Source organism: Streptomyces sp. NPDC005774, assembly GCF_042871645.1.
GTDB classification, from domain to species: Bacteria; Actinomycetota; Actinomycetes; order Streptomycetales; family Streptomycetaceae; genus Streptomyces; species Streptomyces pratens.
This window is the reverse complement of sequence record NZ_JBIAIV010000014.1, coordinates 1-15485: the sequence shown is the minus strand read 5'-3', so window position 1 is coordinate 15485 and position 15485 is coordinate 1. Positions and strand designations below refer to the sequence as shown.

9 protein-coding genes are annotated in these 15485 nt (G+C 69.8%); 6 read left to right on the top strand and 3 right to left on the bottom strand.

Annotation, left to right across the window (positions count from 1 at the left end):
• The first annotated feature begins 157 nt into the window (after positions 1 to 157).
• From ACFYQA_RS15305 to ACFYQA_RS15295, 3 genes are all read left to right on the top strand, one after another.
• Positions 158 to 889 (top strand): VIT1/CCC1 transporter family protein, encoded by a 732-nt coding sequence (locus ACFYQA_RS15305; protein ID WP_386405630.1) that lies wholly within the window; start codon positions 158 to 160, stop codon positions 887 to 889.
• A 469-nt stretch (positions 890 to 1358) separates the two neighbouring features.
• Entirely contained in the window at positions 1359 to 6056 is a 4698-nt protein-coding gene (gene gltB, locus ACFYQA_RS15300) for a glutamate synthase large subunit (protein WP_388916889.1), read from the top strand.
• Complete coding sequence (locus ACFYQA_RS15295; protein ID WP_388916886.1) at positions 6049 to 7512, top strand: glutamate synthase subunit beta; 1464 nt, start codon at positions 6049 to 6051, stop codon at positions 7510 to 7512. The genes gltB and ACFYQA_RS15295 overlap by 8 nt, the downstream gene beginning before the upstream one ends.
• Before the next feature lie 164 nt (positions 7513 to 7676).
• On the opposite strand, the gene ACFYQA_RS15290 is transcribed toward ACFYQA_RS15295, so the two are convergent.
• The 3 genes from ACFYQA_RS15290 to ACFYQA_RS15280 all read right to left on the bottom strand — a co-directional run bounded on the left by ACFYQA_RS15290 (position 7677) and on the right by ACFYQA_RS15280 (position 10533).
• Entirely contained in the window at positions 7677 to 8582 is a 906-nt protein-coding gene (locus ACFYQA_RS15290; RefSeq protein WP_388916883.1) for a chitosanase, read from the bottom strand.
• Positions 8579 to 9508, bottom strand: a complete 930-nt coding sequence (locus tag ACFYQA_RS15285; protein WP_388916880.1) for a rhomboid family intramembrane serine protease — start codon at positions 9506 to 9508, stop codon at positions 8579 to 8581. The genes ACFYQA_RS15290 and ACFYQA_RS15285 overlap by 4 nt, the downstream gene beginning before the upstream one ends.
• A gap of 110 nt (positions 9509 to 9618) precedes the next feature.
• Entirely contained in the window at positions 9619 to 10533 is a 915-nt protein-coding gene (locus tag ACFYQA_RS15280; protein ID WP_388916877.1) for a hypothetical protein, read from the bottom strand.
• 112 nt (positions 10534 to 10645) lie between these two features.
• Here ACFYQA_RS15280 and ACFYQA_RS15275 point away from each other — a divergent pair, with 112 nt between their 5' ends.
• From ACFYQA_RS15275 to pyk, 3 genes are all read left to right on the top strand, one after another.
• Positions 10646 to 11008 (top strand): chorismate mutase, encoded by a 363-nt coding sequence (locus tag ACFYQA_RS15275; protein ID WP_388916874.1) that lies wholly within the window; start codon positions 10646 to 10648, stop codon positions 11006 to 11008.
• 182 nt (positions 11009 to 11190) lie between these two features.
• Positions 11191 to 13719, top strand: coding sequence for an aminopeptidase N (pepN, locus tag ACFYQA_RS15270; protein ID WP_388916871.1), 2529 nt, complete (start codon positions 11191 to 11193; stop codon positions 13717 to 13719).
• Positions 13720 to 13934: 215 nt separating this feature from the next.
• Positions 13935 to 15371: a pyruvate kinase gene (gene pyk, locus ACFYQA_RS15265; protein WP_388916868.1), complete on the top strand. Its 1437-nt coding sequence runs from the start codon at positions 13935 to 13937 to the stop codon at positions 15369 to 15371.
• Positions 15372 to 15485 lie beyond the last annotated feature (114 nt).

Genomic DNA, 15485 nt, shown 5'->3' with positions numbered 1-15485 from the left:
AACCGCAGGTTAGCCCAGCCTTTCCTTGCTGGCGGGAGGGAATGGGAAAGCGTAAATTGGGTGTTGTTCAAAAGTAGAATTTGTCTAAAAAGGCTCTGCGGCAGCCGTCGGAGACGTCGGCTTTGCAGGCGCTTTCGCGAACTCCCTGGGGGACGGCATGGCGATCATCGAGACCGAGGCGACGCTGCACGAGGCGCACCGCGACAACCACACGCACCGCGATGTCAACGGCGGCTGGCTACGACCGGCCGTGTTCGGCGCGATGGACGGCCTGGTCTCCAACCTCGCGCTGATGACCGGCGTGGCCGGCGGCTCGGTCGGACAGCAGACCATCGTCATCACGGGCCTCGCCGGCCTGGCGGCCGGCGCCTTCTCCATGGCCGCCGGCGAGTACACCTCCGTCGCCTCCCAGCGCGAGCTCGTCGAGGCCGAACTGGACGTCGAGCGACGCGAGCTGCGCAAGCACCCCAAGGATGAGGAGGCCGAACTCGCCGCCCTCTACGAGGCCCGGGGTGTCGAGCCGGAGCTCGCCGCCGAGGTGGCCCGGCAGCTGTCGCGGGACCCCGAACAGGCGCTGGAGATCCACGCCCGCGAGGAACTGGGGATCGACCCCGGCGACCTCCCCTCGCCCACCGTGGCCGCGGTCTCGAGCTTCGGCGCCTTCGCGCTCGGCGCGCTGCTCCCCGTACTGCCGTACCTGCTCGGCGCGAGCACTCTGTGGCCCGCCGTGCTGCTGGCGCTGCTGGGGCTCTTCCTGTGTGGCGCGCTGGTCGCCAAGGTGACCGCGCGGACCTGGTGGTACAGCGGCCTGCGACAGCTCGCCCTCGGTGGCGCGGCGGCCGGTGTGACGTACGCTCTGGGCACCTGGTTCGGAACGGCCATCGGATGACCCGACTCGGATGACCCGGCTCGGACGGCCCCGCACGGCTGCCCCGGACCGGGGCACCGGCCCGGCGCCCGGCGCGGACGAGCAGTACCGACGCCCCGGCTCCGCTTCCGCGCGAGGGATCGCACAAGTAGCTGTTAATCGTTGGTTTCGACCGCGTGACGACGGGGCATGAGCCGAAAGCGCCGTGGGCAACGTAGCTCACGACGCAGCCGCGGGAGTGGGCGAAGACGCCCGGCCCCGCCCTCGGACCGGCGGACATCGATCTGCCCGCCACGGTCCCCCAGCTTCTCCCCGTCAGGCGCGGAATCCCCGAAGCGACCTGCATGGTGTCCACATGATGGAACGGAAAATCCCGCTTACCGGGAACCGGGCCATCGTGTAATCTGCACGAAATTTTGCAGTCACGCAGAGGGCCAGCGTCGTCCCTCGGCACTTTGCACATGCCACATGACGACGACGGGAAGAGCCGATGCGTATGACGCGCCAGCCGTCCCAGCATCCCGCGCATGGCCAGAACTGGTCCTTCATGGATGCTCGCCCTGCTCCGCAGGGCATGTACGACCCCCGCGACGAGCACGACGCCTGCGGCGTCGGATTCGTCGCCACCCTCACCGGCGAGGCGTCCCACACCCTGGTCGAGCAGGCACTCACCGTCCTGCGCAACCTGGAACACCGCGGTGCCACCGGCTCCGAGCCGGACTCCGGTGACGGCGCGGGCATCCTCTCCCAGGTCCCGGACGCCTTCTTCCGCGAGGTGGCCGGATTCGAACTGCCCAAGGCCGGCGCCTACGCCGTCGGCACCGCCTTCCTCCCCGTGGACGCCACCGACGAGGCCGTCGCCCGCATCGAGGAGATCGCCGCCGCCGAGGGCCTGACCGTCCTCGGCTGGCGCGAGGTGCCCGTCGCGCCCGACCTGCTCGGCGCCACCGCCCGCTCCACGATGCCGGCCTTCCGCCAGATCTTCGTCACGGACCACACGTCCCAGGGCATCGGCCTCGACCGTACGGCCTTCGTGCTGCGCAAGCGCGCCGAGCGCGAGGCGGGCGTCTACTTCCCGTCGCTGTCCGCGCGGACCATCGTCTACAAGGGCATGCTCACCACCGGTCAGCTCGAGCCCTTCTTCCCGGACCTGTCCGACCGCCGCTTCGGCTCCGCGCTCGCGCTGGTGCACTCCCGGTTCTCCACGAACACCTTCCCGTCGTGGCCCCTCGCGCATCCCTACCGCTTCGTCGCCCACAACGGTGAGATCAACACCGTCAAGGGCAACCGCAACTGGATGCGCGCCCGCGAGTCCCAGCTGGCCTCCGATCTGTTCGGCTCCGCCGACCGTGGGCACAGTGGCTCCGCCGACCGTGGGCACAGTGGCTCCGCCGACCGTGGGCACAGTGGCTCCGCCGACCGTGGGCACAGTGGCTCCACCGGCCTCGAGCGGATCTTTCCCGTCTGCACCCCCGACGCCTCCGACTCGGCGTCCTTCGACGAGGTCCTCGAACTGCTGCACCTCGGCGGGCGCTCCCTGCCGCACTCGGTGCTCATGATGATCCCCGAGGCGTGGGAGAACCACGGCTCGATGGACCCCGCACGCCGCGCCTTCTACCAGTACCACTCCACGATGATGGAACCCTGGGACGGCCCCGCCTGCGTCACCTTCACCGATGGCACCCAGGTCGGCGCCGTACTCGACCGCAACGGCCTGCGCCCCGGCCGCTACTGGGTCACCGACGACGGCCTCGTCGTCCTCGGCTCCGAGGTCGGCGTCCTCGACATCGACCCCGCCAAGGTCGTCCGCAAGGGCCGCCTGCAGCCCGGCCGCATGTTCCTCGTCGACACCGCCGAGCACCGCATCATCGAGGACGACGAGATCAAGGCCCAGCTCGCCGCCGAGCACCCCTACGCCCAGTGGCTGGAAGCCGGCGAGATCGAGCTGTCCGACCTGCCCGAGCGCGAGCACATCGTCCACACCCACGCCTCGGTCACCCGCCGCCAGCAGACCTTCGGCTACACCGAGGAGGAACTGCGCGTCCTGCTTGCCCCGATGGCCAAGTCCGGAACCGAGCCGATCGGCTCCATGGGCACCGACTCGCCGATCGCCGCCCTGTCGGAACGCCCCCGGCTCCTCTTCGACTACTTCACCCAGCTGTTCGCGCAGGTCACCAACCCGCCGCTGGACGCGATCCGTGAAGAGCTCGTCACCTCCCTGCGCAGCGCGCTCGGCCCCCAGGGCAACCTGCTCGAACCGAGCGCCGCGTCCTGCCGCACCGTCGTCCTGCCCTTCCCCGTCATCGACAACGACGAGCTGGCCAAGCTCATCCACGTCAACGCCGACGGCGACCTGCCCGGCTTCAAGGCCGCCACCCTCTCCGGCCTCTACCGGGTCTCCGGCGGCGGCGACAGCCTCGCCGCCCGCATCGAGGAGATCTGCGCCGAGGCCGACGCCGCCCTCGGCAACGGCGCCCGCCTGATCGTCCTGTCCGACCGGCACTCCGACGCCGAACACGCGCCGATCCCGTCGCTGCTGCTCACCGCGGCCGTCCACCACCACCTCATCCGCACCAAGCAGCGCACCCGGGTGGGCCTCCTCGTCGAGGCCGGAGACGTCCGCGAGGTCCACCACGTGGCCCTCCTCATCGGGTTCGGTGCCGCCGCCGTCAACCCCTACCTGGCGATGGAGTCCGTCGAGGACCTCGTCCGCGCGGGCACCTTCCTGCCCGGCACCGAGTCCGAGAAGGCCATCCGCAACCTGATCCACGCCCTCGGCAAGGGCGTCCTGAAGGTCATGTCCAAGATGGGCATCTCCACCGTCGCCTCCTACCGCGGCGCCCAGGTCTTCGAGGCCGTCGGCCTCGACGCGGCCTTCGTCGAGAAGTACTTCCACGGCACCGCCACCAAGATCGGTGGCGTCGGCCTCGACGTCGTCGCCAAGGAGGTCGCCGCCCGCCACGCCAAGGCCTACCCCGCCACCGGCATCGCCCCCGCACACCGCGCGCTCGACATCGGCGGCGAGTACCAGTGGCGCCGAGAGGGCGAACCGCACCTGTTCGACCCCGAGACGGTCTTCCGCCTCCAGCACTCCACGCGCTCCGGCCGCTACGACGTCTTCAAGCAGTACACCGGCCGCGTCAACGAGCAGTCCGAGCGCCTGATGACGCTCCGCGGGCTCTTCGGCCTCACCTCCGGCCGGGCGCCCGTCCCCCTCGACGAGGTCGAGCCGGTCTCCGCGATCGTCAAGCGCTTCTCCACCGGCGCCATGTCGTACGGCTCCATCTCCCAGGAGGCGCACGAGACCCTCGCCGTCGCCATGAACCAGCTCGGCGGCAAGTCGAACACCGGTGAGGGCGGCGAGGACCCGGAGCGCCTGTACGACCCGGCCCGCCGCTCCGCCATCAAGCAGGTCGCCTCCGGCCGCTTCGGTGTGACCTCCGAATACCTGGTCAACGCGGACGACATCCAGATCAAGATGGCCCAGGGCGCCAAGCCCGGCGAGGGCGGCCAGCTGCCCGGCCCCAAGGTCTACCCGTGGATCGCCAGGACGCGCCACTCGACGCCCGGCGTGGGCCTCATCTCCCCGCCGCCGCACCACGACATCTACTCCATCGAGGACCTCGCCCAGCTCATCCACGACCTGAAGAACGCCAACCCCGAGGCGCGCATTCACGTCAAGCTGGTCTCCGAGGTCGGCGTCGGCACCGTCGCCGCGGGCGTCTCCAAGGCCCACGCCGACGTCGTCCTCATCTCCGGCCACGACGGCGGCACCGGCGCCTCCCCGCTGACCTCGCTCAAGCACGCCGGCGGACCCTGGGAGCTCGGCCTCGCCGAGACCCAGCAGACCCTGCTGCTCAACGGCCTGCGCGACCGGATCGTCGTCCAGACCGACGGCCAGCTCAAGACCGGCCGCGACGTCGTCATCGCCGCCCTCCTCGGAGCCGAGGAGTTCGGCTTCGCCACCGCCCCGCTGGTCGTCTCCGGCTGCGTCATGATGCGCGTCTGCCACCTGGACACCTGCCCGGTCGGCATCGCCACCCAGAACCCGGTCCTGCGCGACCGGTTCGCCGGCAAGGCCGAGCACGTCGTCAACTTCTTCCGGTTCATCGCCGAAGAGGTCCGCGAACTCCTCGCCGAACTCGGCTTCCGCTCCATCGAGGAGGCCGTCGGCCACGCCGAGGTCCTCGACGTCACCCGCGCGGTGGACCACTGGAAGGCGCAGGGCCTCGAACTGGCCCCCCTCTTCCACGTGCCCGAGCTGCCCGAGGGCGCCGTCCGCCACCACACCGTCCCCCAGGACCACGGCCTGGCGAAGGCCCTCGACAACGAGCTGATCAGGCTCGCCGCCGACGCACTCGCCGCCGACGGCGCCATCGAGGCCCAGCCCGTACGCGCCCAGGTCGCCATCCGCAACATCAACCGCACGGTCGGCACCATGCTCGGCCACGAGGTGACCAAGAAGTTCGGCGGCGCGGGCCTGCCCGACGACACCGTCGACATCACCTTCACCGGCTCCGCCGGCCAGTCCTTCGGCGCCTTCGTCCCGCGCGGCATCACGCTGCGCCTGGAGGGCGACGCCAACGACTACGTCGGCAAGGGCCTCTCCGGCGGCCGGATCGTCGTCCGCCCCGACCGGGGCGCCGACCACCTCGCCGAGTACAGCGTCATCGCGGGCAACACCCTCGCCTACGGTGCCACCGGCGGCGAGATGTTCCTGCGCGGCAAGGTCGGCGAACGGTTCTGCGTCCGCAACTCCGGTGCGCTGGTCGTCTCCGAGGGCGTCGGCGACCACGGCTGCGAGTACATGACCGGCGGTCACGCGGTCGTCCTCGGCGAGACCGGCCGCAACTTCGCGGCCGGCATGTCCGGCGGCACCGCCTACGTCATCGACCTCGACCCGGACAACGTCAACCCCGGCCACCTGGGCGCCGTCCACGAGCTCGACGACACCGACCGCGCCTGGCTGCACGACGTGGTGCGCCGTCACCAGGAGGAGACGGGCTCCACCGTCGCCGCCAAGCTGCTGGCCGAGTGGGACAGCCCCGACGGAGGCGCCGCCCGCTTCAGCAAGATCACCCCCAGCACGTACCAGGCAGTGCTCGCCGCCAAGGAAGCCGCCGAGCGAGCCGGGCTCTCCGAGTCCGACACCCACCGGAAGATGATGGAGGCGGCGACCCATGGCTGATCCGAAGGGCTTTCTGAACCACGGCCGCGAGGTCGCCACCTCCCGCCCGGTCACCGAACGCGTCAAGGACTGGAACGAGGTCCACGTCCCCGGCTCGCTGCTGCCGATCATCAGCAAGCAGGCCGGCCGGTGCATGGACTGCGGCATCCCGTTCTGCCACAACGGCTGCCCGCTGGGCAACCTCATCCCCGAGTGGAACGACTACGCCTACCGCGAGGACTGGTCGGCGGCGAGCGAGCGCCTGCACGCCACCAACAACTTCCCGGAGTTCACCGGCCGCCTGTGCCCCGCACCGTGCGAATCGGCATGCGTGCTCGGCATCAACCAGCCGCCGGTCACCATCAAGAACGTCGAGGTCTCCATCATCGACAAGGCGTGGGCGACCGGCGACGTCGCCCCGCAGATCCCCGAACGCCTGTCCGGCAAGACCGTAGCCGTCGTCGGCTCCGGCCCGGCCGGCCTCGCCGCCGCCCAGCAGCTGACCCGCGCCGGCCACACGGTCGCCGTCTACGAACGGGCCGACCGCATCGGCGGCCTCCTGCGGTACGGCATCCCCGAGTTCAAAATGGAGAAGCGGCACATCAACCGCCGTATCGAGCAGATGCGCGCGGAGGGCACCAAGTTCCGCACCGGCATCGAGATCGGCCGGGACATGCCGGCCACCGCGCTGCGCAAGCGGTACGACGCCGTCGTCCTCGCCGTCGGCGCGACGACCGCGCGCGACCTGCCCGTGCCGGGCCGCGAACTCACCGGCATCCACCAGGCCATGGAGTACCTGCCGCTGGCCAACAAGGTGCAGGAGGGCGACTACGTCGCCCCGCCCATCTCGGCCGAGGGCAAGCACGTCGTCGTGATCGGCGGCGGCGACACCGGCGCCGACTGCGTGGGCACCGCCCACCGGCAGGGCGCCGCCTCCGTCACCCAGCTCGAGATCATGCCCCGCCCGAACGAGGACCGGGACGCCCTCTCCCAGCCGTGGCCGACCTTCCCCATGCTCTACAAGGTCACCTCCGCGCACGAGGAGGGCGGCGAGCGGGTCTACTCCGTCTCCACCACCCACTTCGAGGGCGACGAGGACGGCACCGTGCAGTGGCTGCACCTGACCGAGGTCGAGTTCGTCGACGGCAGGCTCACCCAGAAGCCCGGCACCGAGCACAGGATCCCGGCCCAGCTGGTCACCCTCGCCATGGGCTTCACCGGCACCGACCGCGACAACGGCCTGGTCGAGCAGTTCGGCCTGGAACTCGACGCACGCGGTAACATCGCCCGTGACGCCGACTTCCACACCAGCGTGCCGGGCGTCTTCGTCGCCGGAGACGCCGGGCGCGGCCAGTCGCTCATCGTGTGGGCGATCGCCGAGGGCCGCTCCGCGGCACGCGGCTGCGACCGCCACCTCACCGGCGCGAGCGACCTGCCCGCACCGATCCGCCCGACCGACCGCTCACTGATGGTGTGACCGGACGCCCCGGAAAGCACCACGCGGTCCGGGCCGCGCACAACGGGACCTGACCGGTCCCCCACAGAGGTCCCGTACAACGGCGTACGGAACAACAGGTGGCGCCTGCCCGCCAGTCCCCGACCGGACGAATCGGGCAGGCGCTGCCGCATACGCTCACACCCTCAGGGAATACGGAAGGCCTCCCCGTGCACCTGCCACGTCAGCGGCGTGGCCAGCTCCAGGTTCCCCTCCCGCAGGAACCGGCGCTGGACGGTGTCGATCCGGGACGTGTCGGCATCCGGCTTCTTCGCGAGCACGGCCGCGCGGCGCACGTCGAGGAACGCCTCCAGGAACTCCTTCTCACCGCCACCCTGACCCGGCGTCCTCGCCTTGCGCACGGCCTGCTCCCGCAGGCCGTAGAAGCCATCGGGGCCGGTGTCGGGACCACGCCGGACCATCGCGTCGTAGTACACGAACTGGCCGAACGCGCCGAGGCCGTCGAGCTTGGCCACGCGCACCGCCGGATCGAAGTAGACCCGGTCGCGCTCGGCCTCCTGCGCCGCACGGAACTCCGGTGTCCTCGCCTCGGCCTGCCAGGCGGCCGGAAAGCCCGGGTCCAGACCCTCGTGCGAGTCCGTGCCGTCGACCTCGCGCAGCGCCGGCAGATACCCCGCCAGACCGTTCTCCGGGTGCTTGCGCGTATAGCGTTCGACGAGGGTGAGCAGGTCGTGGGTGCCGGTGGTGAAGCCGACGATGCCGGCCGTGTAGCCGTCGCCGTCCCCCGCGTCCTCGATGGAGCCGTAGGTCTCGCGCCAGCGCAGCGTCGCATTCTCGGCGCTCGCCAGGATCTGCTGGGCGAGCTCCTTCTTCGCCGGGTCGGCCAGGCCCGGCGGCCGGCTCGCCACCAGCGCGTCGTCCTCGGCCGCCTCCGACTCGGCGCGCTCCTCGGTCTGCTCACGCGCGTTCGGTGAGGCGGACACGGACGGTCCGTCGCCGGCGGCCGCGCCGTCGGACCCCGCGGGCATCAGCATGTACACGGCCGTCGCCACCACGGGCACGGCCGCGAGCAGCAGGGCTGAACGTTTCACCGGAAAACTCCTCCACCGGTCAGTTCCGACACCTTGGCCACCGCCAGGACGACGAGCAGCGCGAGCAGCGCCAGGCAAGCCCCCGCCTGCAGCAACGTCCGGCGCCTGCCCCTGGGCACGTACGCGAACGCCACCGCCACCGCACCGCCCGCCAGCAGCCCGCCCAGATGCCCCTCCCAGGACGTCACCACCGCGGAGATCACCAGCCACAGCAGCAGCCCGGCCATGAACCGGTTGACCGCACGCATGTCGGCACCGATCCGACGGGCCATCACGTAGTACGCGGCACCCAGCCCGAAGATCGCCCCGGACGCGCCGACCACCGCGTCCTGCGGCGCCAGCAGCAGCACCAGCACCGAGCCGCCCAGCGCCGACAGCAGGTACAGGGCGAGATAGTGGACACGGCCCAGCATCGGCTCGACGGCCCGGCCCAGGTTCCACAGCGCCACCATGTTCATCACGATGTGCAGAATCCCGAACGTGCCCTCGGTGGGCGGAAGATGCAGGAAGGCACCGGTCAGCAGCCGGTACCACTCCCCGTTCACCAGACCTTCCTGGCGGAACTCCCCGAAGTACGCGCCCTCGACCCACACGTAGTGACCGCCGTCCGGCCCGACCAGCCCCGCGCCCAGCATCGCGAACCGGTCCACGATCTCCGGCAGCGCCAGCTCCGCCAGATACACCAGCACGCTGACGGCGATCAGTACGTATGTCACCACCGGCACCGCCGAGACGCGACCGCCGACCACGGTGCGGGCCTGCCGCATCGACCGCATGCCCTCCTTCACGCAGTCGGGGCACTGGTGGCCCACGGCCGCCTCCCGCATGCAGTCCGGACAGATGTACCGGTCGCAGCGCACACAGCGGACATGGCACTCCACCTTGGGATGGCGGTAACAGGTGGTGACGGTGGCCTCGGAATCCACGAGCCGGCTCCTTGCGAGGGACAGGACGAACGAGCCGGTGAGGGCCGCGGCGAACAAAATAGCGAATGGTGGGGGAGGGCTGATGAGGCGGGGTGGAAGTGCCGCACCCCCTACGTGTCGCACTCCAGCACCGTCCGGCACAACGCGCACCGCGCCCGCACCCGCCCCCGCACCGGAACCCTGATCCGCTGATGACACGTAGGACACGGGAACGACACCCGCAGCGGCTCCTCACAGCCACCACCCCGCGTGAAGCTGTACGGCACATCCGTCCGGGCCGACGGGAAAGAGAGGACCCCGCGCTGCCCCTGAGCGTGCCGACGCTCCCGCGCGTACCGCCGGCGCCCCGTCCAGCCGGCCGCCGCCAGCGGCGGCTGCCGCCCGTCGAGCCGGGCCAACTCCATCCCGCTCACATACGCGCTGTGAGCCTGCTCGCTGGTGAACCACACCGACGGGTCCTCACCGAACACCAGCGACCGCTTCGCCAGCACATAGCCGAACTCCTCCGGCGTGAGATACCCCAGCTTCTGCGACGACACCTCGTCCTGACGGAACGCGTCCAGCAGCAGCCACCCCGCCCCCAGATACGTCGCCGCCGTATCGGTCAGCAACTCGTTGTCACGCGTACCGGGAAACGACAGCCCCAGACGATGCAGATAGACATGCATCACCTCGTGAGCCAGCGCCGCCCCTACGTCCCGCCGATGCGTACGGAACCGATCGTTCAGCTCCACGAAGTACTCAGGACCCGCCGCCAGCTCGACATGCGCCGCATACTTCATATCGCGAAAACTGACGATCAACCGCGCATCCGGCAACCGGTAGTGCCGGACCATCTCCCGCGCCACCCGCTGCGCCCCCAGATGAAGATCATCCGTATCGCAGAACGCCACATCGACAGGCGCCACACTCACCGAGAACGCCTGCACCGTGTCGTACGACAAACGCCGGTACAGCGCGGTCACAGCCGACCGCACCGTCTCCAGATGCGGGAAGCCCCGCTCCACCGCCCCATCGCTCGCCACGCCTCACCCCCAAGACGCCCCACAACCGGTTCCACTGTACGAGCCCACCCCGGAACCTGCCCCCGACCGCGGACACCCGGCACCCCGCCACCGCCCCGTAGGCTGACTTCCCATGACCACCAGCAGCACCGGTACCGGTGACGTCGACCCCGCGGTCCGCGAGGAACTCGCCAGGCTGCGCGGCAGCATCGACAACATCGACGCGGCCGTCGTCCACATGCTCGCCGAACGCTTCAAATGCACCCAGCAGGTCGGCCGCCTCAAAGCCGAACACCGGCTGCCCCCCGCCGACCCGGCCCGCGAAGCCCGCCAGATCACCCGGCTGCGCACCCTCGCCGAGAACGCCAGACTCGACCCGGCCTTCGCCGAGAAGTTCCTGAACTTCATCATCGCCGAAGTGATCCGCCACCACGAACACATCGCCGACGGCACCACCGAGAGCCCCACCGGCACCCCCACACCCACCACGGACTGACCCCCCCCCGCACCCTCCGGCGGGGCGCGGACACCCACGACCGGCACCACGCCCCGCCGACACCACCCCCACACGACAGCACGCACACCCCACACAGGGGCGCACACCCGGGAGCCCGCACCCGACCGGACATAAGCCATGTACCGATCCGCCTCTGTGCCCCACCAGCGGCATCAGGCAGCATGGCCCGCATGTCCGTACTCACGCGCGACGAAGCGCAGAACCGAGCACAGCTCCTCGACGTCCACCGCTACGCGATCGAACTCGACCTCACCACCGGTGACGACACCTTCGACTCCCGCACCCTGATCCGCTTCACCGTCCTCGCGGACCAGGACGACACGGACACCTTCGTCGAGATCAAGCCCGCCGAGCTGCGCTCCGTCACCCTCGACGGACACCCACTGGACCCCAAGACCCTCAACGGCAACCGACTGCCGCTCAAGGACCTCACCCCCGGCGAACACGAACTCCACATCGACGCCGCCATGCACTACTCCCGCACCGGCGAAGGCATGCACCGCTTCACCGACCCCGCCGACGGCGAAACCTACACCTACACCCAACTCTTCCTCGACGACGTCCAACGCGTCTTCGCGGCCTTCGACCAGCCCGACCTCAAGGCCGCCTTCGACCTCACCGTCACCGCCCCCCGCACCTGGACCGTCCTCGCCAACGGCATCACCGAACACCTCGGCGACGGCCGCTGGAAAGCAGCCACCACCCCCCTCATCTCCACCTACCTCGTCGCCGTCGCCGCCGGACCCTGGCACTCCGTACGCACCGAACACCGCGGCCTCCCCTTCGGCATCCACTGCCGCCGCTCCCTCGCCCCCCACCTCGACGCCGACGCCGACGAACTCCTCGACGTCACCCGCGCCTGCTTCGACCGCTACCACGAAAAATTCACCCAGCCCTACCCCTTCGACTCCTACGACCAGGCATTCGTCCCCGAATTCAACGCCGGCGCCATGGAAAACCCCGGCCTCGTCACCTTCCGCGACGAATTCGTCTTCCGGTCCGCCGTCACCGACACCCAACGGCAGACCCGCGCCATGGTCATCGCCCACGAAATGGCCCACATGTGGTTCGGCGACCTCGTCACCCTCACATGGTGGGACGACATCTGGCTCAACGAATCCTTCGCCGAATACATGGGCTACCAGACCACCGCCGAAGCCACCCGCTTCACCGACACCTGGACCGACTTCGGCATCACCCGCAAACCCTGGGGCTACGACGCCGACCAACGCCCCTCCACCCACCCCGTCGCCCCCGAAGACGTCCAGGACACCGCCTCCGCCCTCCTCAACTTCGACGGCATCTCCTACGCCAAGGGCGCCTCCGCCCTGCGCCAGCTCGTCGCCTGGCTCGGCGAAGACGACTTCCTCGCCGGCATCAACACCCACATCGACCGGCACAAATTCGCCAACGCCACCCTCACCGACTTCATCGACTCCCTCGCCTCCGCCACCGACCGCGACGTCCACGCCTGGGCCAACGCCTGGCTGCGCACCACCGGCGTCGACACCCTCACCCCCGAACTCCACACCGACAACGGCCACTGGCACCTCACCATCCACAACCCACCCCCCACCAGCGACACCACCGGCCGCCCCCACCGCATCACCCTCGGCCTCTACGACCACGACCTCCACACCCCCCACGGCCTCACCCCCCGCACACCCCTCGAAGCCGACCTCTCCACCACCGGCACCACCACCCTCAGCACCCCCGGCCCCCGCCCCGCCCTCCTCGTCCTCAACGACGGCGACCTCACCTACGCCAAAATCCGCTTCGACGACGAGTCCGCCCACACCCTCCGCACCCGCCTCTCCGGACTCCCCGACCCCCTCACCCGCGCCGTCGTCTGGAACGCCCTGCGCGACGCCGTCCGCGACGGCGAACTCCCCCCCACCACCTACCTCGACATCGCCCGCACCCACCTCCCCCACGAAACCGACCTCGCCCTCGCCGGGGGCGTCCTCGCCTTCGCCACCACCCACGTCACCAACCGCTACGTCACCCCCGACGAGCGGCCCGCCGCCCTCGCCACCCTCACCGACCTGTGCCGCGACCTCATCCGCCGCACCGAGGACGGCGACAACCCCGGCCTGCGCCTCATCGCCGTACGCCACCGCATCGACACCGCCGCCCACCCCGACACCATCGCCGCCTGGCTCACCGAAGACACCGTCCCCGGCGGCCCCGAACTCGACCCCGAACTGCGCTGGCGCATCCTCACCCGCCTCGCCGTCCTCGACGCCATCGACGAAACCACCATCGCCGCCGAACTCGCCGACGACCCCAGCGCCACCGGCCAGGAAGGCGCCGCCCGCTGCCGCGCCGCCCTGCCCCACAAAGACGCCAAGGCCCGCGCCTGGGACGCCATGTTCCACACCGACGACCTGTCGAACTACCTGTTCACCGCCACGGCCCAAGGCTTCTGGCAACCCGAACAGGCCGACCTCGTACACCCCTACGTCGCCCGCTACTACAAGGACGCCATCACCCTCGCCGCCCGCCGCGGCCCCGCCATCGCCGAAGCCGCCGGCCACTGGGCCTTCCCCGCCCACGCCATCGACCCCGAAACCCTCCGCCTCGGCCAGAAATGCCTCCGCAAGGCCGACCCCACCCCCGCCCTGCGCCGCAAACTCGTCGACCAGCTCGACGACCTGGCCCGCGCACTACGCATACAGCAGCAGGCATAAACCGGCAGGAACGAACCGGCGGACACACCACACAACCAGGGGCGCCGCACCACCACGCGGCGCCCCGGTACATAAGCCGTAGCCGGCGATCCGGTGTGCTCATCGGAGCGCCCCGCCGCACAATTCAACACTTGTTAATAAGCATTCATACCCAGTCCACCGAATGGTCACATGTGACCTAATGCCTACCCGTCGGTAAGCCCTAGGCTCACACCATGCGCCGAGCAAAAATCGTCTGCACGCTGGGGCCCGCCACCGACACATACGACCAGATCAAAGACCTGGTCGACGCCGGAATGGACATCGCCCGATTCAACCTCAGCCACGGCAGCCACGCCGAACACGAGGAGCGCTACCACCGGGTCCGCAAAGCCGCCGACGAAACCGGACGCAGCGTCGGCCTCCTCGCCGACCTACAAGGTCCGAAAATCAGACTCGGCCACTTCACCGAAGGCCCCGTACTCCTCGAACGCGGCGACACCTTCACCATCTCCGTGGAAGACGGCACCCAAGGCGACCGCCACACCTGCGGCACCACCCACGCAGGCCTCGCCGACGACGTCACCCCCGGCGAACGCATCCTCATCGACGACGGCAAAGTCACCCTCCACGTCACCGCCGTCGACGGCCCCCGCGTCCACACCACCGTCATCGAAGGCGGCATGGTCTCCGACCACAAAGGCCTCAACATCCCCGGCATCGCCGTCTCCGTCCCCGCCCTCTCCAAAAAGGACGAAGACGACCTCCGCTGGGCCCTGCGCACCGGCTTCGACACCATCGCCCTCTCCTTCGTACGCAGCGGACACGACAGCAAAGACGTCCACCGCATCATGGAGGAAGAAGGCCGCCGCCTCCCCGTCATCGCCAAAATCGAAAAACCCCAAGCCGTCCAGAACATCGACGACATCGTCGCCGCCTTCGACGGCATCATGGTCGCCCGCGGAGACCTCGGCGTCGAAATGCCACTCGAACAAGTCCCCATCGTTCAAAAGCGCGCCATCAAACTCGCCAAACGCAACGCCAAACCGGTCATCGTCGCCACCCAAATGCTCGACTCGATGATCGACAACGCCCGCCCCACCCGCGCCGAAGCCTCCGACGTCGCCAACGCCATCATCGACGGCACCGACGCCGTCATGCTCTCCGGTGAAACCAGCGTCGGCAAACACGCCGTCCACACCGTTCGCACCATGGCCCGCATCGTCGAAGCAGCAGAAGAAGACATCCTCACCAAAGGCCTCCCACCCCTCACCGAAACCAACAAACCCCGCACCCAGGGCGGCGCCGTCGCCCGAGCCGCCGCCGAAATCGGCGACTTCCTCAACGCCACCCACCTCATCGCCTTCACCCAGTCCGGCGACACCGCCCGCCGCCTCTCCCGCTACCGCTCACCCATCCCCCTCCTCGCCTTCACCCCCGACCCCGCCACCCGCTCCCAGCTCAGCCTCACCTGGGGCGTCGAAACCTTCCTCGGTCCCCACGTCGGCTCCACCGACGCCATGGTCGACCAGGTCGACGAACTCCTCCTCGCCTACGGCCGCTGCAAGAAGGGCGACATCGTCGTCATCACCGCCGGCTCCCCGCCCGGCGTCTCCGGCTCGACCAACCTCGTCCGCGTCCACCACGTCGGCGAGGACGACAGCCCCAAGTAGCCCCTCCAGGGCCCCGGTTGGGTGTGTCAAGTTAACGGCTGATCTTGGTTGTTGAGGTTCAGTTGCTGGCCGGGGTGAGCCGGCCCTCGAAGGTGATCTGGAATGCGTTGAGGG

Bases quoted from the DNA above. Each gene is read 5' to 3' on its own strand.
- ACFYQA_RS15305 (WP_386405630.1), top strand. From the start codon at position 158: ATGGCGATCATCGAGACCGAGGCGACGCTGCACGAGGCGCACCGCGAC.
- pepN (WP_388916871.1), top strand. From the start codon at position 11,191: ATGGCCCGCATGTCCGTACTCACGCGCGACGAAGCGCAGAACCGAGCA.
- ACFYQA_RS15275 (WP_388916874.1), top strand. From the start codon at position 10,646: ATGACCACCAGCAGCACCGGTACCGGTGACGTCGACCCCGCGGTCCGC.
- pyk (WP_388916868.1), top strand. From the start codon at position 13,935: ATGCGCCGAGCAAAAATCGTCTGCACGCTGGGGCCCGCCACCGACACA.
- gltB (WP_388916889.1), top strand. From the start codon at position 1,359: ATGCGTATGACGCGCCAGCCGTCCCAGCATCCCGCGCATGGCCAGAAC.
- ACFYQA_RS15295 (WP_388916886.1), top strand. From the start codon at position 6,049: ATGGCTGATCCGAAGGGCTTTCTGAACCACGGCCGCGAGGTCGCCACC.